Here is a 20,426-nt window from a genome sequence, read left to right on the forward strand (position 1 = left end):
GTTGATAGGCCAGATCTGGAAGCCCGGTAACGGGTGGAGGTGACTGGTACTAATAGGCCGAGGGCTTGTCCTCAGTTGCTCGCGTCCACTGTGTTTGTTCTGAAACAACGAACAGTTGTGTCGGCTGAACAGCGTCACTATCAAATTGAAAAGTGTGCTTGTTCGCTGCCCTGTTTGAGATCCTGTGCTCTGCTCAGGATATTTCATAGGGTTTCGGTGGTCATAGCGTGAGGGAAACGCCCGGTTACATTCCGAACCCGGAAGCTAAGCCTCAAAGCGCCGATGGTACTGCAGGGGGGACCCTGTGGGAGAGTAGGACGCCGCCGAACAATTTTTGGAGGACCCTTGGTCCCAGCGTCCACGCTGGGACCAAGGGTCCTTTTGTTTTTGTCGAAGCGCGCCGGCCTGCAGGCTGCGCGAGAATGACTGCGGTACCGAAGACTAGGAGTCACCGATGTCCCCCAACTCTCCCGACGAGCGACCGGAGCGCGAGCAGCGCAGCCGGGACGGTGGTGACCGGGGCGGATACCGCGGGGCTCCCCGTCGTGACAACGACCGTGGTGACCGCGGTGGTTTCCGCGGACGTGACGACCGCCGCGACGGCAACCGGGGTGACAGTCGTGGCGACAGCCGGGGTGACAACCGCGGTGGTGGCTACCGGGGTCGCGACGACAGCCGCGGTGACCGTCGCGAGGGTGACCGGGACCGCGGTGGGCGCCCCCCGTTCCGTCGTGACGAGCGGCCGAGCAGTGGGCCGCGCCGTGACGACCGTGACCGTGGTGGCTTCCGTGGCCGTGACGACCGCCGTGACGGTGACCGTCCCGCTTTCCGCCGCGATGACCGGCGCGATGGTGACCGGCCTGCCTTCCGGCGTGATGACCGTCGTGACGACCGCAGGGACGATCGTCGTGATGACCGGCGTGACAACGACCGTGGGGACCGTGGTGGCTTCCGTCGCGATGACAACCGTGGTGGCGGTGGCTTCCGCGGGCGCGATGACCGTCGTGACGGCGATCGTGGCGGCTTCCGCCGTGACGACCGGCGCGATGGTGACCGGCCTGCCTTCCGGCGTGATGACCGTCGTGACGATCGGCGCGATGACCGTCGGGACAACGACCGCGGGGACCGTGGCGGCTTCCGTCGCGATGACAACCGTGGTGGCGGTGGCTTCCGCGGGCGCGACGACCGCCGTGACGGCGACCGTGGCGGCTTCCGCCGTGACGACCGGCCCAGCAGCGGACCGCGTCGCGACGACCGTGACCGTGGTGGCTTCCGTGGCCGCGATGAGCGTCGCGACGGCGACCGTCCCGCCTTCCGTCGGGATGACCGCCGTGACGATCGTCGTGATGACCGTCGGGACAACGACCGCGGCGACCGTGGCGGCTTCCGTCGCGACGAGCGGCCGAGCAGCGGGCCGCGTCGCGATGACCGGCCGTACGAGCGCAGGGACGACCGTCGGGACGACCGGCGTGACGGCGACCGCGGTGGGTTCCGCGGTGGGCGGGACGACAGCCGTGGTGGCGGTGGCTACCGCGGCCGGGACGACCGCGGCCGTGACGACCGTGGACGCGGTGGACCGCGCCGCGACGACCGTGGCGGACGCCCCGGTGGGTTCCGTGGGCGCGACGACCGGCGTGACGGCGACCGCGGTGGCTACCGTGGTGGGCGCGACGACCGGGACCGTGACCGCGAGCCGATCAGGCGGCTGCCGATCCCCGAGGACGTCACGGGCCACGAGATCGACAAGGACGTACAGCAGGAGCTGCAGAGCCTCCCCAAGGGGCTTGCCGAGGACGTCGCCAAGAACCTGGTGATGGTCGCCAAGCTCATCGACGAGGACCCCGAGCAGGCCTACGCCTACTCGCGGATCGCCCTGCGCCTCGCCTCCAGGGTCGCCGCCGTGCGCGAGGCCGCCGGCTTCGCCGCGTACGCGAACCAGAAGTACAGCGAGGCGCTCGCCGAGTTCCGGGCCGCCCGGCGGATGACCGGCAGCGTCGAGCTGTGGCCCGTCATGGCGGACTGCGAGCGCGGCCTCGGCCGGCCCGAGAAGGCGCTGGAGATGGCGGGTGCGCCCGAGGTGCACAAGCTCGACAAGGCTGGGCAGGTCGAGATGCGGCTCGTCGCCGCCGGAGCCCGCCGCGACATGGACCAGATCGACGCGGCCATCGTGACCCTGCAGAGCCCCGAGCTGGCGTCGAACTCCGTGCAGCCCTGGACCGCGCGGCTGCGGTACGCGTACGCCGACGCGCTGCTCTCCGCCGGGCGCGAGGACGAGGCGCGCGAGTGGTTCGCGAAGGTCATCGAGTCCGACAAGGACGGCAGCACCGACGCATCGGACCGGCTCGCCGAGCTGGACGGCGTCGAGTTCGTGGACGCCCTGGGCGATGACGAGGGCGCCGCCGAGTCGGTCGCCATCGAGGCCGACGACCTCGACGACGCCGAGACGCTCGACGACGCCGACAGCGATGAGCGTGACATCGACGGGCGCGACAAGGACTGACGTAGGCAGTAGGCAGAAAAGGGCGGGCTCCCGTGGAGGGGGCCCGCCCTTTTTGCGTTTCGGGGGGTCAGAATGAAAGGTCGCGCAGGACCAGGCCCGTCGCCGGCTTCGGGCCGAAGGACGTCGACTTGCGGGGCATCGTGACACCCTGCCGGGCCAGGTCGCGGACCACCTCTTCACGGACCGGGTGCATCAGGACCGCGGTGCCGCCGTCGCGCTCTGCCTTCTCGACCGTCGCAGCCGTGTCGTGGATGTACGCGATGTGTTCCGGGGTGTCGGGGATCTGCCAGACGTGGTCGAGCAGAGTCGAGTGCAGGACCGTGGCGTCCAGGGTGCGCCAGGCCTCCGGGCGGTCGTCCGGGATCGTGCGGGCGAGGAGGTCCGGGGACGGATGGTCCACGAGGTGGAAGGCTCCGTCGCCCGCGAGGACGAAGGCGTTGCTCTTCGCCGCGGACTCCGCCAGGGCTTCGAGGGCGTGGTCGAGCGAGCCCTCGACCGTACGTATGCGGAAGGAGTCACCCAGGGCCTGGAGGGCGTCGGCCACCGGCAGCCGGTGGAGATAGCGGTGGATGGCACGCACTCGCAGCGGGTAGCGGGCGGTGTCCACCAGAAGGACGAGGCCGTAGTCCCAGGCGCTCGGCGACGGCTGCTCGGCGCGCAGGCGGAGATTGGTCGCCCAGCGGTGGTGCCCGTCGGCGATCAGGGCCTGGTGGTGGGAGAGGTCCGACTGGATCTCGGCGATCTCCGCGGGGTCCGTGACGGACCACAGGCGGTGGTGGAAGCCGTCCTCCGTAGTGGTCGACAGGAGGGGCTCGCGCTGGGCGGTCCGTTCGATGACGGCCATCGCGCCGCCGGGCTCGGACTGCCCCGACGCGTACTCGTCGTCGCTCTCGCTGTCGCTGCGGTAGGTGAGGAGCAGCGGCTCCAGGTTGGCGGAGGTGGCCCGCATCAGGGCGGCGCGGTCCTCGACTACATGGGGCATGACGCCCTCGTGCGGCAGGACGATGCCGTCCGTGGCCTGCGACAGGCGGAGCGCGCCGATGACGCCGCGCTGCAGGATGTCGCTGTCGCGCTGTTCGTAGACGTACAGGCTGGGCTCGGTGTCGGGGGCGAGGATGCCCTCGGCGAGCCAGGTGTGGAGGGTGTCCGCGGCCTGTTGGTTGCGGGCGGCCGGGGTGGTGGCCTGGGGAAGGATCAGCCGGACGATGTTGTGCGGGTCGGCGGACTCCAGGTGCAGCAGGCCGTCCGGGCGTACGACCACGTCGTACGGCGGTGAGGTCACCGCGGCGAGACTGCCGACCCGTTCGGGGACATAGCGCACGCCCCGGAACGGGATCAGGTCGAGGCCGCTGTCGTCGGTGTGACCCGCTGTGTTCATTAGGGCATCGTATGTGTGTCAGTGGCATGAGCGATGATCGGGGGAGTGGGATCGAGCGAGGAGCGATGTGTAATGAGCCAGACCGCGGGCCGCAGTGCCCACAAGGGCGCGAGGACACGGCCGGAGGGCAGCGGTCGGGCGCTGAGTGAGGTCTACGACACGGCTCTGCTCGACCTGGACGGGGTGGTGTACGCGGGTGGGCGGGCCATCGTGCACGCGGTGGAGTCGCTGGGCACGGCGCGCGACGGCGGCATGCACCTCGCGTACGTCACGAACAACGCGCTGCGCACACCGGACGCGGTGGCGGAGCATCTGACGGAGCTCGGCATCGCGACCGACGGCTCGGACGTCATCACGTCGGCGCAGGCGGCGGCCCGCCTGGTGAGCGAGCATGTGCCCGAGGGGGCGCGGGTGCTGGTGATCGGCGGTGAGGGGCTGCGGGTCGCGCTGCGCGAGCGGGGCCTCGAGCCCGTCGAGTCGGCCGACGACGACCCGGCGGCGGTCGTGCAGGGGTACGGGGGGCCGGACCTGGCGTGGGGCCGCTTCGCGGAGGCCTGTGACGCGATCGCGCGCGGGGTGCCGTGGTTCGCTTCGAACACGGACCTGACGATCCCGAGCGCCCGCGGTATCGCGCCCGGCAATGGCGCGGCGGTCGAGGTCGTCCGGATCGCGACGGGCGCCGAGCCGCAGGTCGCGGGCAAGCCGCTGCCGCCGATGCACCGGGAGACGATCCTGCGGACCGGCGCCGAGCGGCCGCTGGTGGTGGGCGACCGCCTGGACACGGACATCGAGGGCGCGTTCAACGGAGAGGTGGACTCGCTGCTCGTGCTGACCGGCGTCACGGACGGCGCGCAGCTGCTGGCCGCGCGGCCCGAGCACCGGCCGACGTACGTGGACGCGGATCTGCGCGGGATGCTCACCGGCCAGCCCGAAGTCACCCCGGTGGAGACCGGGTTCGGCTGCGGCGGGTGGACCGCTTCGGTGCGCGGCGAGGAGCTCGCGCTCGACGGGGAGGGTGAGGCCATGGACGGGCTGCGGGCACTGTGCGCGGCGGCCTGGACGGACGCCGGTGACGGCGCGTGTGAGCTGGACGCGGGGAAGGCGTTGTCCCGGCTGGGGCTGTGAGTTCCGGGGGACGGAGAGAGCAGTTCCCGCCGGGAGTTGTGTTCCCGCGCCCCGCGCCCCGCGGTGCGCGGTCGGAGATGGAAAGCGCCCGCTCAGGAGGAGGGTCCTGGCGGGCGCGGTACCGGTGCGACGGTTCGGCGTCAGGCGCTTTCGCCGCTGTCGATCAGTTGGTCCGTCGTCGTGCCCTTGCGCCAGTAGCCCGAGAACGACACCCTCTTGCGGTCGAAGCCGCGATCCCCGACGAGGTGGCGGCGGACGGCCTTGACGGTCGCGGACTCGCCGGCGATCCAGGCGTACGGGATGCCTTCGGGGAGGTCCGCCCCGCGGATCGCCGCCGTGGTGGCGCCCTCGCGGGTGAGCCAGTGGATCTCCGCGTCGGCCTCGGTGGGCAGGTCCTGGCGGTCGGCGAGGTCGTGGACCTCGATCCAGACGCGGGTCGGCAGACCGGCCGGGAGCTTTTCGAGGATGTTCGCGACGGCGGGCAGCGCCGACTCGTCCGCCGCGAGGAGCAGCCAGTCGGTGTCCTCGGGCAGGCGGAAGTCGTACGCCGCGTTCTCCTCCTCGACCGGGCCGAGGACGCCGATGCGGGCGCCGGGGCGCGCGGTCCGCGCCCAGCTGGTCGCCGGACCGTCGGCGGGCGAGGGCACCGGGTCGTGGACGGCGAAGTCGACGACCAGCTCGTCCGGGTCGCGGCGCAGGCGCCGGGTCGTGTACGTGCGCATGATGCCCCGCACCGACGGGTCGAGGGCGCACCACGCGGCGTACCACTCGGAGGTGTCCCCGGAGCCGGTGTCCGGCATGACCGGGCCGTCCTGGCCGGGGTGCGGCAGGAAGATCTTGATGCGCTGGTCGGGGCCGCCCGCCGCCATGCCGGACAGCTCTGCGCCGCCGAGGGTCACCCGGATCATGGCGGGGGTGACGTGCTCGGTGCGCAGCACCTGGACGTCGAAGTACCGGTACGGGGAGTCGGTCATCGCGGGTGCCTCGCGGAGCGCCGGGCTGCGTGCATGGGTGGTGCTTCTCTCGTCGGAGTCTCTTCGAAGTCGAGTGCGAGGGTAGGCTAACCTAACCCGGTGTTGGTCGACAGTCCCCCTGGAAGCCGCGCGGAGACCGCCCCCGCGCCCCCCGAACGCCGGGCGATACGCAGCGTCGGGCTGCTCGTCTCGATGGCCGTCCTGCTGCTCGTCTTCCTGACGAGCGTCGCGGTCGGCGCCAAATCGATGTCCATGGACCAGGTCTGGCACGGGCTGTTCCACGACACGGGGACGTACGCGGACGTCGTGGTGGGTGAGCGGCTCGCGCGCAGCCTGCTCGGGGTACTCGCCGGCGTCGCGCTCGGCCTCTCCGGCGCCGTCCTGCAGGCCCTCACCCGCAACCCGCTGGCCGACCCCGGACTGCTCGGCATCAACCTCGGCGCCTCGGCCGCGGTCGTCACCGCGATCAGCTTCTTCGGCGTCACCTCGCTGAGCGGCTATGTGTGGTTCGCGTTCGTGGGAGCGCTGCTCGTCGGCGTACTGCTCTACCTCCTCGGCGGCTCGCGCGGGGCGACCCCGGTGCGGCTCGCGCTGGCCGGGACCGCGCTCAGCGCGGCGCTCTACGGCTATCTGCAAGCCGTCATGATCATGGACGGCGCCGCGCTCAACAAGATGCGTTTCTGGACGGTCGGCTCCCTCGCCTCCGCCCACATGGACACCATCGAGCAGGTGCTGCCGTTCCTCGCGATCGGCACCGTGCTCGCGCTCTCCCTGGCCCGGCCGCTGAACGCCATGGCCATGGGCGACGACACCGCCCGCGCGCTCGGCGCCCACCTCACCCGTACCCGCGTCCTCGCCATGGCGGCGGCCACCCTGCTGTGCGGGGCCGCGACCGCCGCCTGCGGACCGATCGTGTTCGTCGGCCTGATGGTGCCGCACATCGTGCGCTCCTTCACCGGGCCCGACATGCGCTGGATCCTGCCGTACGCGGCCGTCCTCTCGCCGGTCCTGCTGCTCGGCGCGGACGTCGTCGGACGCGTCGTGGCACGGCCCTCGGAGCTCCAGGTGGGCATCGTGACCGCGGTCATCGGCGCGCCGGTCTTCATCTTCCTCGTACGCCGTCGGAAGGTGGCCCAGCTGTGAAGGCGATACGCACCAGGGGCGGCGTCTCCGTCCGGCTCGACGTCCGCACGGCCGTGGTCGTGGCCCTCCTCGTCGTCGCCGCGCTCGCCGCGAGCGTCGTCCTGATCGGCACCGGTGACTTCCCCATCCCGGCCGCCGACGTCATCCGCACCCTGCTGGGTGACGGCGACGCCGGGCAGGAGTTCATCATCAACGACCTGCGACTGCCGCGGGTCCTTGTCGGGCTCCTGGTGGGCGCGGCCCTCGGGCTCGGCGGCGCGCTCTTCCAGTCCATCGCCCGCAATCCGCTGGGCAGCCCCGACGTGCTCGGCCTCGGCCAGGGCTCGACCGCCGGGGCGCTCACCATGATCGTCCTGTTCCAGGGCAGCGCGGCCGAGGTCGCGGGCGGCGCGCTCGTCGGCGGTCTCGTCACCGGCCTCACCATCTACCTGCTCGCCTGGAAGCGCGGGGTGCACGGTTACCGGCTCGTCCTCGTCGGCATCGGCGTCTCCGCGTTCATCACGGCCATCAACGGCTATCTGCTCACCAAGGCCGACTTCGTCGACGCCGCCCGTTCCGTGGTCTGGATGACCGGCTCCCTCAACGGCCGCGACTGGGAGCAGGTGTGGCCGCTGCTCGTGCTCTGCGCCGTCCTCGTACCGCTCGTGCTCGTGTACGGGCGTCCGCTGCGGATGCTGGAGATGGGCGACGACACCGCGAACTCGCTCGGCGTACGCGTCGAACGCACCCGCCTCGTCCTGCTGACGGCCTCCGTGCTGCTCACCGCGGCCGCCACCGCCGCCGCGGGGCCGGTCAGCTTCGTCGCGCTCACCGCGCCGCAGCTGGCGCGCCGGCTCACGCGGTCGCCCGGCCCCAACCTCATGCCCGCCATGTTCATGGGCGCCACGCTCCTGATCGTCGCGGACTGGGCCTCGCAGCGGGCCTTCGGCGCGGACCAGCTGCCCGTCGGCGTCGTCACCGGCGTGCTCGGCGGCGTCTACCTGCTCTGGCTGCTCGTCACCCAGCGCAAGGCGGGCCGCATATGAAGTCCCGCCCGGAACCCGCCGCGAATCCCGCGGATCCCGCGGATCCCGCGAAGTCCAAGGACTCGAACCAGCCCATGAACCAGAAGCAGGAGCGTGCTGCTGTGAACCGGCTCGTCGCCGACGACGTCACCCTCGGCTATGACCAGCGCGTCATCGCGTCGAAGCTGTCCGTCGAGATCCCCGACAACTCCTTCACCGTGATCGTGGGCCCCAACGCCTGCGGCAAGTCCACGCTGCTGCGCGCCCTGTCCCGGATGCTCAAGCCGGCCGCGGGCCGGGTGCTGCTCGACGGGAACGTCATCCAGTCGATGCCGGCGAAGAAGGTCGCCAAGACGCTCGGCCTGCTGCCGCAGTCGTCCATCGCGCCCGACGGCATCACGGTCGGCGACCTCGTCGCCCGCGGCCGCTACCCCCACCAAGGGCTGCTGCGGCAGTGGTCGGAGGACGACGAGCGGATCGTCGACGAGTCCATGGCGTCGACCGGTGTGCGTGAACTCGCCGAGCGCTACGTCGACGAGCTCTCCGGCGGCCAGCGCCAGCGCGTCTGGATCGCCATGGCGCTCGCGCAGCAGACCCCGCTGCTGCTCCTTGACGAGCCGACGACCTTCCTCGACATCCAGCACCAGCTCGACGTCCTCGACCTCTGCGCCGAGCTCCACGAGGAGCAGGGCCGCACGCTCGTCGCCGTCCTGCACGACCTCAACCACGCCGCCCGCTACGCCACGCACCTCATCGCGCTGCGCGACGGCGCGGTGCTCGCCGAGGGCCCGCCGTCCGAGATCGTCACGGCGGAGCTGGTGGAGCAGGCCTTCGGGATCCAGTGCCGGGTGATCGACGACCCGGAGACGGGGACGCCGCTGGTGATCCCCGCCGCCCGCGCCGGGCGGCGGGCCCCGGTCAAAGCAGCGATCTGAGCTTCAGCAGGTCCCGGAAGCCCGCCTCCAGCTTGACCCGGCCGGAGGCCCAGGCCTTCGCGAAGTTGAGCTCGCCGCCCACCATCGACACCAGGTCGTCGCCCGTCATCGCGAGGCGGATCTCCGCCTTCTCGCGCGGCGGGCCCGGGTGGTCGTCGAGCACCCTGATCCGGCCGTTCTCGAGCCGGCCGGTGAAGGTGGCGTCGAGGTCGGTGATGTGGCAGCTCAGCGAGCGGTTCAGGGCAGCGGCGCCGCGCACGTCGCCGTCGGCGGACGCGAGCGTGTCCGAGAGTCTGTCGAGTGCGGTACGGCACTCCGCCATGGTCGCCATCGTGATCGACCGTACACCGGGCCCACGAGGTAGCGTCGTGCCATGAGCGACTCATACGCGGGCCCCGAAGAAGGGGAGGCGGTGCGGCCGGAGCCTCAGGTTCCGGACGAGCCGTCGTACGACCCCGCCGCCCCCGCGCCCCTCGGCGTCGAGCGCACGCCCACCGGCGACGCCGACGTGGACGCCGCCCTCGCCCGGCTCGGCGATGCCGACCACCTCGCCACGGACGGCCACATCGAGGTGTACGAGGATGTACACCGGGGCCTGCGCGACGCGCTGACCGCGCTGGACGCGCGCCCCGGCCCACCGGCACCCGTCGGGGCGCCCTCATCATCTTCGTACGACAGGAGCTGAACCGAACGTGGCAGGAGTGGCACGACGCCGCCTCGACGCCGAGCTCGTCCGCAGGAAGCTCGCGCGCTCGCGCGAGCACGCGAGCCAGCTGATCGCCGCAGGCCGGGTCGCGGTCGGCAAGACCGTCGCGACCAAGGCGGCGACCCAGGTCGAGACGGCCGCCGCGATCGTGGTCTCGCAGGACGACAGCGACCCCGACTACGTATCGCGCGGCGGGCACAAGCTCGCGGGCGCCCTCGCCGCCTTCGCGCCGCTCGGGCTCGCCGTCGAGGGGCGGCGCGCGCTGGACGCGGGCGCCTCCACCGGCGGCTTCACCGACGTGCTGCTGCGCGCCGGCGCCGCGCACGTCGTGGCCGTCGACGTCGGCTACGGCCAGCTCGCGTGGTCGCTGCAGAGCGACGAACGCGTCACCGTGAAGGACCGGACGAACGTACGCGAGTTGACGCTCGAAGCCATCGACGGAACCCCCGTCGACGTGGTCGTCGGCGACCTCTCCTTCATCCCGCTCGGCCTCGTGCTGCCCGCCCTCGTGCGGTGCGCGGCACCCGACGCGGACCTCGTCCTGATGGTCAAGCCGCAGTTCGAGGTGGGCAAGGAGCGGCTCGGCAGCGGCGGTGTGGTGCGCAGCGCCGAACTGCGGGCCGACGCCGTGCGCGGGGTGGCACGGCAGGCGTGGGGGCTCGGCCTCGGGGTGCGCGGCGTGACCGCCAGCCCACTGCCCGGACCCTCCGGGAACGTCGAGTACTTTCTGTGGCTGCGCGCCGGGGCCGATGAGCTGGACCCGGCGGACGTTGACCGTGCCGTGGCGGAGGGGCCCCGTTGACCCAGACCCGAGTGACCCAGACCCGAGCTCGTACCGTCTTCCTGCTCGCGCACACCGGACGGCCTGCGGCCATCCGCAGCGCCGAGCTCGTCGTGCAGGGGCTGCTGCGCAGCGGCATCGGCGTGCGCGTCCTGGACGCGGAGGCGGTGGACCTGACGCTGCCCGACGAGGTGCAGACGGTCGAGGAGGCCACCGCCGAGTGCATCGACGACTGCGAGCTGATCGTCGTCCTCGGCGGTGACGGGACGCTGCTGCGGGGCGCCGACTTCGCCCGGGCGTCCGGGGTGCCGATGCTCGGGGTGAACCTCGGGCGCGTGGGCTTCCTCGCTGAGGCCGAGCGGGACGACCTCGACAAGGTCGTCGACCGGGTGGTCACCAGGGCGTACGAGGTCGAGGAGCGCATGACGATCGACGTCGTCGTGCACCGCAACGGCGACGTCGTGCACCGCGACTGGGCGCTGAACGAGGCCGCCGTGCAGAAGGTGTCGCCCGAGCGGATGCTCGAGGTCGTCCTGGAGATCGACGGGCGGCCCGTCACCGGGTTCGGCTGCGACGGGATCGTCTGCGCGACGCCGACCGGTTCGACGGCGTACGCGTTCTCCGCGGGCGGGCCCGTGGTGTGGCCGGAGGTCGAGGCGCTGCTCATGGTGCCGATCAGCGCGCACGCCCTGTTCGCCAAGCCCCTGGTGACCTCGCCGGACTCCGTGCTCGCGGTCGAGGTGCAGCCGGACACACCGCACGGCGTGCTGTGGTGCGATGGGCGCCGGACGCTGGAGCTGCCTTCCGGGGCGCGGGTGGAGGTGCGCAGGGGGGAGGTGCCGGTGCGGCTTGCTCGGTTGCACCATGCGTCGTTCACGGATCGGCTTGTCGCCAAGTTCGCGTTGCCGGTGGCGGGGTGGCGCGGGGCGCCTCACTGACGCTCCGCCGGGTGGGCGGTGTCGCCCCGTCGGGGGTGGTTCGGGGGGTTGCGCGGTGCCGGTTGCCTGTGGCTGGTCGCGCAGTTCCCCGCGCCCCTGCAGGGGCGCCCCTGGAGCCCTCGACCCCTATGTTGCGCTGAGCTCGGAGATCGCGCGCCTCCGTACCGCCGCCTGGACCGGAACGCCCGTCGCCAGCAGCGTGAGGAGCAGCGTGCCCGCCACCAGGCCCGTCGGTACGGGCCACGGCAGGTACGGCAGCGCCGAGCCGAAGGCCGTGCTGAGGATCGGGGCCAGCGTGCCGATCGCGATCGCGCAGCCGAGCAGCAGCGCCGTGCCGGCGACCACCACCGCCTCCCAGGCCGCCATGGCACCCACCTGCCCCCGCCGGCTGCCGACGACCCGCAGCAGCGCCACGTCGCGCCGGCGCTCGAAGGAGATCATGGCGAGGGTGTTCGCCGCGGCGATGGCGGCGAAGCCCGCGTACAGACCCGTGCCCACGTAGTCGAGCCAGACCTCGCCCGGGCTGCCCGCGGAGCCTGTGTGGTGCTGGGCGGTCGTGTGCATGCCGATCTTGGTGAGGCCGAAGCCCACGACCAGGACGAGGGGGACGACCGCGGCGGAGAAGCGGCGGGGCTGCGAGCGGACGTTGAGCATCGCCAGGCGTGCGCTGGGGCCGAACCGGCCGACGGCCGCCGAGACCAGCCAGGCCGCGGGGCCGATCAGGCGCGGGCCGAGCAGTCCGGCGCCGACGCAGAAGAGGATGAGGACGAGGAAGGCGCCCTCGCTCGCCTCGGCCGCGGGCTGCTTCGACAGGAGTACGGAGACGAAGCAGGCACCCGCCACCGCCAGCACACCGAGCGGCGCCCGCAGCATGCCGAGCCCGCGGCGGCCCGTGGCGGCCTCGCTCAGGGCGCGGGCCGGGCGGAGCAGCGAGAACCGCAGCGCGGACAGGAACGCGGCGACGGTCGTCGTCACCACGGCCACGCCGACGCACACCGGCAGGGCGAGCCAGCTGAAGCGGAAGCCGGCCTCGGCGGGCAGCAGCCCGTGGTCGACCATGCCGGCGTGCCACCACCGGGCCGCGAAGCCGCCGAGCACGAAGCCGGCGAGCGCGGCGGGGACCGACGCGGCGAGCGCCTGGACGGCCACCGCGCGGCGGACCTGGCGCGGCCTGGCACCGATGGAACGCACCAGCGCCAGCTCGCGGTGCTGCTGCGCGACGGCCGTGCCCATCGTCGAGACGACCACAAAAATCGACATGTAGATGGAGCCGATCAGAAGGACGACCGCCATGTCGCCCACGCCGTTCTCCGTGATCTGCCTGCGGGCCGGTGCGGAGAGCCCGGGGCGGTCGGTGCTCGTCGTGCCGAGCATCATCGTCGACGCGCTCACCACGGTCGCCGCGAAGAGCGCGGCCACGGCCGTGCCCACGAATGCCGGGCGGTGGGCGCGCAGCGCCGCCTGTGCCAGTCCTGTTGCCATGTGGATCATGGTCTCCGGGGGTGTGGGCGCGGAGCCATGCGGTGAGCTGGTGGATCTTGCTGGGGATAACCCCACCCCTCCACTCCGGCGGGTGACAGCGGACGCGGATGCGCCGTTTCGACCTGCGCCTTCGCGGCCGGAGGCCAGGGCCCGTCGCACAGCGGGCCGCAGACCTCGTAAGGTCGTGTCCGTGTTGGAGGAGATGCGGATACGGTCGCTCGGAGTCATCGACGACGCGGTCGTCGAGCTGTCGCCGGGCTTCACCGCCGTGACGGGTGAGACCGGTGCGGGCAAGACGATGGTGGTCACCAGCCTTGGCCTGCTGCTCGGCGGTCGCGCGGATCCCGCTTTGGTGCGGATCGGCGCGAAGTCGGCGGTGGTGGAGGGGCGCATCGCCGTGCCCGCCGACGCCGCGGCGGTCGTGCGTGCCGAGGAGGCCGGGGCCGAACTCGACGACGGGGCGCTGCTGATCAGCCGGACCGTCTCGGCGGAGGGGCGCTCGCGGGCGCACCTCGGGGGGCGCTCGGTGCCGGTCGGTCTGCTCGCCGAACTCGCCGACGACCTCGTCGCCGTGCACGGCCAGACCGATCAGCAGGGTCTGCTCAAGCCCGCCCGGCAGCGCGGCGCCCTCGACCGGTACGCGGGCGACGCGGTCTCCGTGCCGCTCGCCAAGTACACGGCCGCCTACCGCAGGCTGCGGGCCGTCACCGCCGAGGTCGAGGAGATCACCACGCGCGCGCGGGAGCGCGCCCAGGAAGCGGATCTGCTCCGCTTCGGACTCGACGAGATCGCGGGGGTCGAGCCGCGCGCGGGCGAGGACGTCGAACTGGCGGCCGAGGCCGAGCGGCTCGGTCACGCGGAGGCCCTCGCCTCCGCCGCCACGTCCGCGCACGCCGCGCTCGCGGGCAACCCCGAGGACCCCGAGGGCATCGACGCCACGGCACTGGTCGCGGGCGCCTCCCGGGCCTTGGAGGCCGTACGCTCCCACGACCCCGCCCTGTCCGCCCTCGCCGAGCGCCTCGGTGAGATCGGGATCCTGCTGGGCGACGTGGCGGGCGAGCTCGCCGGATACGCCGACGACCTGGACGCCGACCCGCTGCGGCTCTCGGCCGTCGAGGAGCGCAGGGCCGCGCTGACACAGCTCACCCGGAAGTACGGCGCGGACATCGACGCCGTGCTCGCCTGGGCGGAGGAGGGCGCGGCGCGCCTCACCGAACTGGAGGGCGACGACGACCGGCTGGGCGAGCTGACCGCCGAGCGGGACGCGCTGCGTGCCGAACTCGCCGGGCTCGCCCAGGCGTTGACCGAGGCGCGGCAGGAGGCGGCGTCGCGGTTCGCCGCGGCCGTCACCGAGGAGCTCGCCTCGCTGGCGATGCCCCACGCGCGCGTGTCGATCGCCATCAGCAGCACGGAGGTGCCCGAGGGGTCGGACGGCGTGGAGGTCGGCGGCCGCACGGTCGCGTACGGCCCCGCGGGCGTCGACGAGGTCGAGCTGCTCCTCGCCCCGCATCCGGGTGCCCCGGCCCGGCCCATCGCCAAGGGCGCGTCGGGCGGTGAGCTGTCGCGCGTGATGCTCGCCGTCGAGGTGGTCTTCGCGGGCACGGACCCGGTCCCCACGTACCTCTTCGACGAGGTCGACGCGGGCGTCGGCGGCAAGGCGGCGGTCGAGATCGGCCGGCGCCTCGCACGCCTCGCCAAGTCGGCGCAGGTCGTGGTGGTCACGCACCTCCCGCAGGTCGCGGCCTTCGCCGACCGCCAGTTGCTGGTCGAGAAGACGAACGACGGGATGGTGACCCGCTCCGGAGTCCAGGTCCTGGAGGGCGAGGCCCGGGTGCGGGAGCTGTCGCGGATGCTGGCGGGCCAGGAGGACTCCGAGACGGCCCGGGCACACGCGGAGGAACTGCTGGCCACGGCCCGGGGCGACGGCTAGGGCTTGTCCGGCGGGTCGGGTTGCGTGGGGGTGGCGGCCACTTTTCGGTGCGGGTCGGCAGGGCCTGGCACGCCGCAGATCGGCGTGGCAGACCCCGCGACCCACGGCATGACCCGCCGGACCGGCCCCGGGTCCCTGGGCGGGCGGACGTAGGGTGATCGCATGATCGAATCCACGTCCGGCCGGCGGCTCGGCGCGCTGCTCGCCGCCGCCGGTGTCACCCGCGCCGCGACCGCCGTACTGCGTTCGCGTGCGCCCGGCGGGGCCGCCCGGTGGACGCGGCGGAACTACGCGGGGAAGAACGTCGAGTTGTACGCCGGGCCCGCTGCCGCCGTCGGCGCCGCGGCCGGTGCCGCCGTGCTGCCCGCCGGTCCGCGGACGGCCGCCGCCCTGGCCGTGCTCGCGGCCGGTGCCTGTGGGGCGTACGACGACATGGTGGGAGCCGGTGACCCGCGCCGCGGGTTCCGCGCGCACCTCGGGGCGCTGCGGAGCGGCGAGGTCACCAGCGGTGCCGTGAAGCTGTTCGGCATCTCGGCGGCGGGGCTCGCCACCGGGGCGCTGCTCAAGGAGCGTCCCGTGGACAAGGTCCTCGCGGGCGTGGTGATCGCCGGGGCCGCACACTTCGTGAACCTCGTCGACGTGCGCCCGGGTCGCGCCTGCGCCACCGTACTGGCGCTGGGCGCGCCGGGACTGCTGCGCAAGGGACCGGGCGCGGTCGTCGCCGCCGCGTCCATGGGGGCCGCCGCAGCCGCCCTCCCCGACGACATCGGCGAGCACGCGATGCTCGGCGACGCGGGCGCGCATGCGTTGGGCGCGGCTCTGGGTGCCGCTGTCGTCGCGGGCAACGGGCGTGTGGGTTTGGTGCTGCACGCTGCGGCGGTGGTGGCTGCGGTGGTGTACGGGGATGAGGTGAGCCGGGTGGCGGGGGTGGGTCTCGGCTGAGTTCGGGGCGGGGCGGGGCGGCTGTGCTTCGCGATGACTTCGGTGAGCGCGTGATGATCGGGGACGCCGGTGCGCACGCGCTGGGCGTGGCCTTGGGTGCCGGCGTTGGCGCGGGTAGCGGGCGTGTGGGTTTGGTGCTGCATGCTGCGGTGCTGGTGGGTGCGGTGGCGGGGGCGGGCCTCGGCTGAGTTAGGGGCCGGTGCAGCTGTGCCCCGAGATGACATCGGGGGGCGCGTAATGCTCGGCGATGCCGGCGCGCACGTGCTGAGCGCGGTCCTGGGTGCCGCTGTCGTCGCGGGCAATGGGCATGCGGGGCTGGCCCTGCACGCTGTGGTGCTGGTGATCGGCGACGCGGGTGCGCATGTGCTGGGCGCGGCCTTGGGTGCCGCCGTTAGTGCCGGTAACGGGCGTGTGGGTTTTGTGCTGCACGCCGTGGTGCTGGTAGCTGGCTGAGGGGTCGGGGTCGCCGGGGCGAGGGGGGAAGACAGATGGTCGTGTTCGTGTGTGTGCGGTGTGATGCCGTGTTGAGCCGGCCCGTCGTGCGGGTCGCGCTTCCTGTGTGTGCCCGTCAGGCGTATGGACACGAGCTGTTGCCCGCGCTCATGGAGTCGGGGACGTACGCCGTCGATCCCGAGCCGTCCGGGCCGCCCTGGCGCCTTTGGCGCGACGTCGGGGGCGAGGAGGCGGCGGCGCGTGGCGTCTTCGCGCCTGTCGCCCGTCTGTCCTTCGGGGAGCCGGGTGCCGTCCTCGTCGCGCCGGGGGACACCCGCGGCACCGTCCTGATCCCCGAGCGGTGCGACGGGTACTGCATCGGCCTCGACGGCCGCAGCGGCCCCAACCTCGCCTGCGCGCACTGCGGCAGCGCGGTGGCGACCCGCGTCGACGACTGCTCGTACTGGCAGGTGGTGCGGTTTGTGCCGGATGCCGTCCGATGTGTCCCGGAGGACGGGCCCGGCGATGGCGTCGGTCACGCCGTCGGCGACTGGGCTGCGCTGGCGGACGAGTGTCAGGGCGCGCCGCCGATCGAGCCGAACGGGGGCTGGAACGCGCGGTGGGAGGCGGCCGTCGGGGCGGCCCTGGCCCATCTCCTCGCGGTCTCGGCGGGTGCCCGGGTGGCCCTTCCCGACGGTGTCATGGCGGACACCTTCGGGCGCGCACTCGACCTGCTGTTCCCAGCGGGGCCTGCGCGGAAGCGAGCGGTCCTCGCAGGGCCCGGCCTGCCCCCGGCCGCCGCGGACATCGCCGTGGTGCCGCGGCACCCGCGGACCGGCGAGGTGTGGCAGCCGCCCGGCGCCACGGCCACCGTGCCGCTCGAAGCGGACGTGTGGCTGTCCATGGCCTTTCCCCGCGCCCAGCTGCCCGTCCCCGTGACGGGCGGCATGCCCGACGGCGTCTTCCGCGACGAGCCGCTGCCGCCGTACCCCTGGCGGCTGTTCACGCCCGACCGGTGGGTGTTCCTCGATACGCTGGCGCGACTGCCCGCCGTCCGTGAGCCGTGGCTGCGCGAGATGTACGACCGGTTCCAGGGCTACCCCTACGCCTCTCCGTTCTGAACAGCCATCACCCATGTGGGTGATCCCGCCCGCGGAGTTGCCTGTCCAAATGCGGAAGTGACCTTTCGGCAGTGCCGGAACGCCCGTACGGACTGGCATCCTTGGCGCAGCATCTGCCCGAGTACCAGTCCGAGCACCGCCCGACGCAGACCCAGGAGCCCCGGCCACGTGAGCCACGTGAGCAGCCACTCGCCGCACGGACAGACGCCGCTGCACACCGTTCAAGTTCTCGGCGGAGGCAGCGCGGGCAGCAGCGCGCACGTCAGGTCACTGGCCGTGGGACTCGCCGCCAGGGGCGTGCGGGTCACCGTGTGCGCCCCCGAAGAGGCCGCCCGCACCTACGGCCTCACGGGCACCGGCGCCCGGCACGTCCCCGTGCCCCGCAGCGGCGACCCCGCCGCCGTGGCCGCTCTCCGCGCGGCCTGCGCCGACGCCGACCTCGTCCACGCGCACGGACTGCACGCCGCCCTCCGCGCCGCCGTCGCCCTCACCGGGCGCCGCACCCCGCTCGTCGTCACCTGGCACACCCGCGCGGACGCCGAGGGGGTGCGCGCCCGCCTCCTGCGCCTCCTGGAACGGCGCGTCGCGAAGGCCGCCGCCGTCGTCCTCGGAGCCTCGTCCGACCTCGTCGACCGGGCCCGCAGCAGGGGCGCGCGCGACGCCCGCCTCGCGCCCATCGCACTGCCCGCGCCACGCCGCCCCGACCCGGCGGAGGAGCCCGACGGCCTGCTCCACAAGGCCCGCGCCGAACTCGGCGCCGTGGACCGCCCCTTGATCCTGGCCGTCGGCGCCCTCGAACAGAACCACGGATACGACGTACTCCTGGACGCCACGCGCGCGTGGCGCCACCTGGACCCGCTGCCGCTCCTCGTCGTCGCGGGGGAGGGGCCCGAACGGGCCGCCCTGCAGCGCCGCATCGAGGACGAGCAGCTCCCGGCCCGCCTCCTCGGGCGGCGCGACGACGTCCCCGAACTCCTCGCGGCCGCCGACCTCGCGGTGCTGCACAGCAGTTGGGAATCCCGCTCCGTGCTCGCCCAGGAAGCCCTCCACGCGCGCGTGCCGCTCGTGGCGACCGCGGTCGGCGGCGTGCCCGAACTGGTCGGCGACGCCGCGGAACTCGTCGCGTACGGCGACGCGGAGGCCCTCGCCACCGCGGTCGCCCGCCTCCTCGCCGACCCGGTCCGCCGGTCGGAGCTGAAGGACCGGGGCGCGGCCCAGGCCGCCACCTGGCCGACCGAGGACGACACGGTCACCCAAGTCCTCAGCGTCTACGACGAGTTGACCCAGCCCCGGCCGTACAGCTGAGCTCGTACAGCTGAGCTCGTGCAGCAGACCTCGTACAACCGTCCCCGTCCGGCGCGCGGCGGTCACACCACGTGTCTGCGTGCCCGCAGCGCCAGGCTCAGCGCGAGCACCGTCTGCGGATCGTCGAGATCGGTGCCCAGCAGTTCGCTGATCCGGGCGAGCCGGTTGTAGAGGGTCTGCCGGTTCAGGTGCAGCTCGCGGGCCGTCTCCGCCTTGCGGCCGGCGTGCGCCAGATACGTCTGAAGGGTGGGCAGCAGCGGCGGCTTCGAACGCTGGTCGTGGGCGCGCAGCGGGCCGATCGCCCGGTCCACGAACGCCGCGAGGACCCCGTCCTCGTCATGCCGGTGCAGCCGCCACAGCAGCAGGTCGATGTCGAGCCGCCGCGCGTCGTACCAGGGACGGTCGGAGAGCCCCTGCGCGGCCGTCGCCGTCTCCGCCGCGTGCCGCAGCCCCGCCGACGCCGCAGCCCAGCCGCCCGCGACCCCGACCACCACGACCGGCGGCTGCGCCCCGGGCCGCTGCATCCCGGCCCGCTCGACACCGGCCCGCAGCGCGGCGGCGACCCGGTCGGCGACCGCCGTCCGCTCGGACTCCGAGCGCAGCCCGAGCAGCACCGGCACCCGGCCCTCGACGGGACGCACACCGAGCAGCGCCGGCACCCCCACCGACGCCAGCTCCTCCGCGACAGCCCGCGCGAGCACCGCCCAGCCGCCGCCGGTCGGCAGCCCGTCCGCGAGCCGCATCACCACCGGCAGGAGCGGGCTGTCTGCCGGGACCGGCTTGAAACCGAGGACGCGCGCCTGCGCCGGGGCGTCCTCGGCGGCGATCCGCCCCTCCGCGAGATCGGTGAGGAAGTCGCCACGGCCGCGCGCCGCCAGCTCCTCCTCCTGGCGGGCCTGCATCAGCACCACCGCGAGGCTGCCCGCCGCCCGCTCCGCCGCGATGCGGTGCACCGGCAGCGGCGCCGACTCCACGGCGAGCAGCACGAGCCGGGCCCGCACCGAACCGCCGCCCGGGCCGCCGCCCGGCACCTCCACGACGACCGCGCTCGCGGGCGGGCCCTCCCGGTCGACGGCACGGCCCCGCAGCCCCTCCCACACCTGGAGCGGATCCGCGCACTCGGTGCCCGCCCCGGCGGCGTACAGGAGCTGCCCGTCCGCCGTCTCCAGGAACACCGGGTTGCCGCTGAACTCCGCGAGGATGGCGAGGACCTGCGGAATGCCGCCCCCGCCGAGCAGCGCCTCCGTGCAGCGCCGGTGGACCTCCTCGGCCCGCTGCAACAGCGCGTAATGGCCGTTGACGATCTCGGTGTGCACCTCTTCGGTGACCGTCACGAACGGCACCTCGCGGTGCAGCTGCACCAGCGGCAGACCGGCGGACCGCGCCGTCTCCACGATCGCCGCGGGCAGCCGCGTGAAGCGCGGCCCCAGCTCGACGACGAGCGCCGCGATGCCCCGCTCGGCGAGCTTGCGCACGAAGGCGCGCTGCTCCGCCGGGCGGGCGCCGAGCCCGAGCCCCGTGGTGAGCAGCAGCTCGCCGCCCTTGAGGAGCGAGGCGATGTTGGGCACCTCGCCCGCGTGCACCCACCGCACCGTCCGCTGCAGCCGCTCCGCGCCCGCCACGACCTCGGGGAGCCCACCGCGCAACCCCGGAAGTTCCAGCGCGCGCTGCACGGTGATGCCGCCCTGAGTGCCCTGACTGTCCATGGCGCGGACGCTACCGCCGCGCCC

At 73.4% G+C, this 20,426-nt stretch carries 19 protein-coding genes and 1 rRNA gene; 14 read left to right on the forward strand and 6 right to left on the reverse strand.

The features are described 5' to 3' along the window. Positions 1 to 212 precede the first annotated feature (212 nt). Positions 213 to 329 (forward strand): 5S ribosomal RNA (gene rrf / locus ACZ56E_RS19605). Positions 330 to 448: 119 nt separating this feature from the next. Here rrf and ACZ56E_RS19610 read toward each other — a convergent pair. Further along, positions 449 to 1,735: a hypothetical protein gene (locus ACZ56E_RS19610; protein WP_471216437.1), complete on the reverse strand. Its 1,287-nt coding sequence runs from the start codon at positions 1,733 to 1,735 to the stop codon at positions 449 to 451. Here ACZ56E_RS19610 and ACZ56E_RS19615 point away from each other — a divergent pair. Then, positions 1,706 to 2,500: a tetratricopeptide repeat protein gene (locus tag ACZ56E_RS19615; RefSeq protein WP_471216383.1), complete on the forward strand. Its 795-nt coding sequence runs from the start codon at positions 1,706 to 1,708 to the stop codon at positions 2,498 to 2,500. The two genes, ACZ56E_RS19610 and ACZ56E_RS19615, sit on opposite strands and share 30 nt — an antisense overlap. 67 nt (positions 2,501 to 2,567) lie before the next feature. Here ACZ56E_RS19615 and ACZ56E_RS19620 read toward each other — a convergent pair whose 3' ends face one another. Then, positions 2,568 to 3,878, reverse strand: a complete 1,311-nt coding sequence (locus tag ACZ56E_RS19620) for a DUF1015 family protein (RefSeq protein WP_471215697.1) — start codon at positions 3,876 to 3,878, stop codon at positions 2,568 to 2,570. Between the two features lie 72 nt (positions 3,879 to 3,950). On the opposite strand from ACZ56E_RS19620, the gene ACZ56E_RS19625 reads away from it, so the two are divergent. Further along, positions 3,951 to 5,003, forward strand: a complete 1,053-nt coding sequence (locus ACZ56E_RS19625) for an HAD hydrolase-like protein (protein ID WP_471215699.1) — start codon at positions 3,951 to 3,953, stop codon at positions 5,001 to 5,003. A 140-nt stretch (positions 5,004 to 5,143) separates the two neighbouring features. Here ACZ56E_RS19625 and ACZ56E_RS19630 read toward each other — a convergent pair whose 3' ends face one another. Beyond that, entirely contained in the window at positions 5,144 to 5,977 is an 834-nt protein-coding gene (locus tag ACZ56E_RS19630) for a siderophore-interacting protein (protein WP_471215701.1), read from the reverse strand. 99 nt (positions 5,978 to 6,076) lie between these two features. On the opposite strand from ACZ56E_RS19630, the gene ACZ56E_RS19635 reads away from it, so the two are divergent. From ACZ56E_RS19635 to ACZ56E_RS19645, 3 genes are all read left to right on the forward strand, one after another. Beyond that, on the forward strand, positions 6,077 to 7,120 hold the full coding sequence (locus ACZ56E_RS19635; protein WP_471215703.1) for a FecCD family ABC transporter permease: 1,044 nt from the start codon (positions 6,077 to 6,079) through the stop codon (positions 7,118 to 7,120). Continuing rightward, a complete protein-coding gene (locus tag ACZ56E_RS19640) occupies positions 7,117 to 8,145 on the forward strand; it encodes a FecCD family ABC transporter permease (RefSeq protein WP_471215705.1) in 1,029 nt (342 codons plus the stop codon). The genes ACZ56E_RS19635 and ACZ56E_RS19640 overlap by 4 nt, the downstream gene beginning before the upstream one ends. A 74-nt stretch (positions 8,146 to 8,219) precedes the next feature. Then, complete coding sequence (locus ACZ56E_RS19645; protein WP_471215707.1) at positions 8,220 to 9,059, forward strand: ABC transporter ATP-binding protein; 840 nt, start codon at positions 8,220 to 8,222, stop codon at positions 9,057 to 9,059. Here the strand turns inward: ACZ56E_RS19645 and ACZ56E_RS19650 are convergent. Further along, positions 9,043 to 9,390 (reverse strand): alkyl sulfatase C-terminal domain-containing protein, encoded by a 348-nt coding sequence (locus tag ACZ56E_RS19650; protein ID WP_471215709.1) that lies wholly within the window; start codon positions 9,388 to 9,390, stop codon positions 9,043 to 9,045. The two genes, ACZ56E_RS19645 and ACZ56E_RS19650, sit on opposite strands and share 17 nt — an antisense overlap. Before the next feature lie 42 nt (positions 9,391 to 9,432). On the opposite strand from ACZ56E_RS19650, the gene ACZ56E_RS19655 reads away from it, so the two are divergent. Genes ACZ56E_RS19655 through ACZ56E_RS19665 form a run of 3 tightly spaced genes read left to right on the forward strand, consistent with a single transcriptional unit; the run spans position 9,433 to position 11,484 of the window. Next, positions 9,433 to 9,744 (forward strand): hypothetical protein, encoded by a 312-nt coding sequence (locus ACZ56E_RS19655; protein ID WP_468612267.1) that lies wholly within the window; start codon positions 9,433 to 9,435, stop codon positions 9,742 to 9,744. Positions 9,745 to 9,751: 7 nt separating this feature from the next. After that, positions 9,752 to 10,567: a TlyA family RNA methyltransferase gene (locus ACZ56E_RS19660; protein WP_471215711.1), complete on the forward strand. Its 816-nt coding sequence runs from the start codon at positions 9,752 to 9,754 to the stop codon at positions 10,565 to 10,567. Positions 10,568 to 10,578: 11 nt separating this feature from the next. Next, complete coding sequence (locus ACZ56E_RS19665) at positions 10,579 to 11,484, forward strand: NAD kinase (RefSeq protein ID WP_471215713.1); 906 nt, start codon at positions 10,579 to 10,581, stop codon at positions 11,482 to 11,484. Between the two features lie 126 nt (positions 11,485 to 11,610). Here ACZ56E_RS19665 and ACZ56E_RS19670 read toward each other — a convergent pair whose 3' ends face one another. Then, on the reverse strand, positions 11,611 to 12,966 hold the full coding sequence (locus ACZ56E_RS19670) for an FtsX-like permease family protein (RefSeq protein WP_471215715.1): 1,356 nt from the start codon (positions 12,964 to 12,966) through the stop codon (positions 11,611 to 11,613). A gap of 202 nt (positions 12,967 to 13,168) precedes the next feature. Here ACZ56E_RS19670 and recN point away from each other — a divergent pair, with 202 nt between their 5' ends. From recN to ACZ56E_RS19695, 5 genes are all read left to right on the forward strand, one after another. Further along, on the forward strand, positions 13,169 to 14,896 hold the full coding sequence (gene recN, locus ACZ56E_RS19675) for a DNA repair protein RecN (protein WP_471216385.1): 1,728 nt from the start codon (positions 13,169 to 13,171) through the stop codon (positions 14,894 to 14,896). 162 nt (positions 14,897 to 15,058) lie between these two features. Next, positions 15,059 to 15,838 (forward strand): hypothetical protein, encoded by a 780-nt coding sequence (locus tag ACZ56E_RS19680; protein ID WP_471215717.1) that lies wholly within the window; start codon positions 15,059 to 15,061, stop codon positions 15,836 to 15,838. 237 nt (positions 15,839 to 16,075) lie between these two features. After that, on the forward strand, positions 16,076 to 16,291 hold the full coding sequence (locus ACZ56E_RS19685) for a hypothetical protein (protein WP_471215719.1): 216 nt from the start codon (positions 16,076 to 16,078) through the stop codon (positions 16,289 to 16,291). 137 nt (positions 16,292 to 16,428) lie between these two features. Then, positions 16,429 to 17,391, forward strand: a complete 963-nt coding sequence (locus ACZ56E_RS19690; protein WP_471215721.1) for a hypothetical protein — start codon at positions 16,429 to 16,431, stop codon at positions 17,389 to 17,391. Between the two features lie 168 nt (positions 17,392 to 17,559). Continuing rightward, positions 17,560 to 18,696, forward strand: coding sequence for a glycosyltransferase family 4 protein (locus ACZ56E_RS19695; RefSeq protein WP_471215723.1), 1,137 nt, complete (start codon positions 17,560 to 17,562; stop codon positions 18,694 to 18,696). 62 nt (positions 18,697 to 18,758) lie between these two features. Here the strand turns inward: ACZ56E_RS19695 and ACZ56E_RS19700 are convergent, their stop codons facing one another. Further along, positions 18,759 to 20,402 (reverse strand): PucR family transcriptional regulator, encoded by a 1,644-nt coding sequence (locus tag ACZ56E_RS19700; RefSeq protein ID WP_471215725.1) that lies wholly within the window; start codon positions 20,400 to 20,402, stop codon positions 18,759 to 18,761. Positions 20,403 to 20,426 lie beyond the last annotated feature (24 nt).

The organism is Streptomyces sp. NPDC039480, from assembly GCF_055597165.1.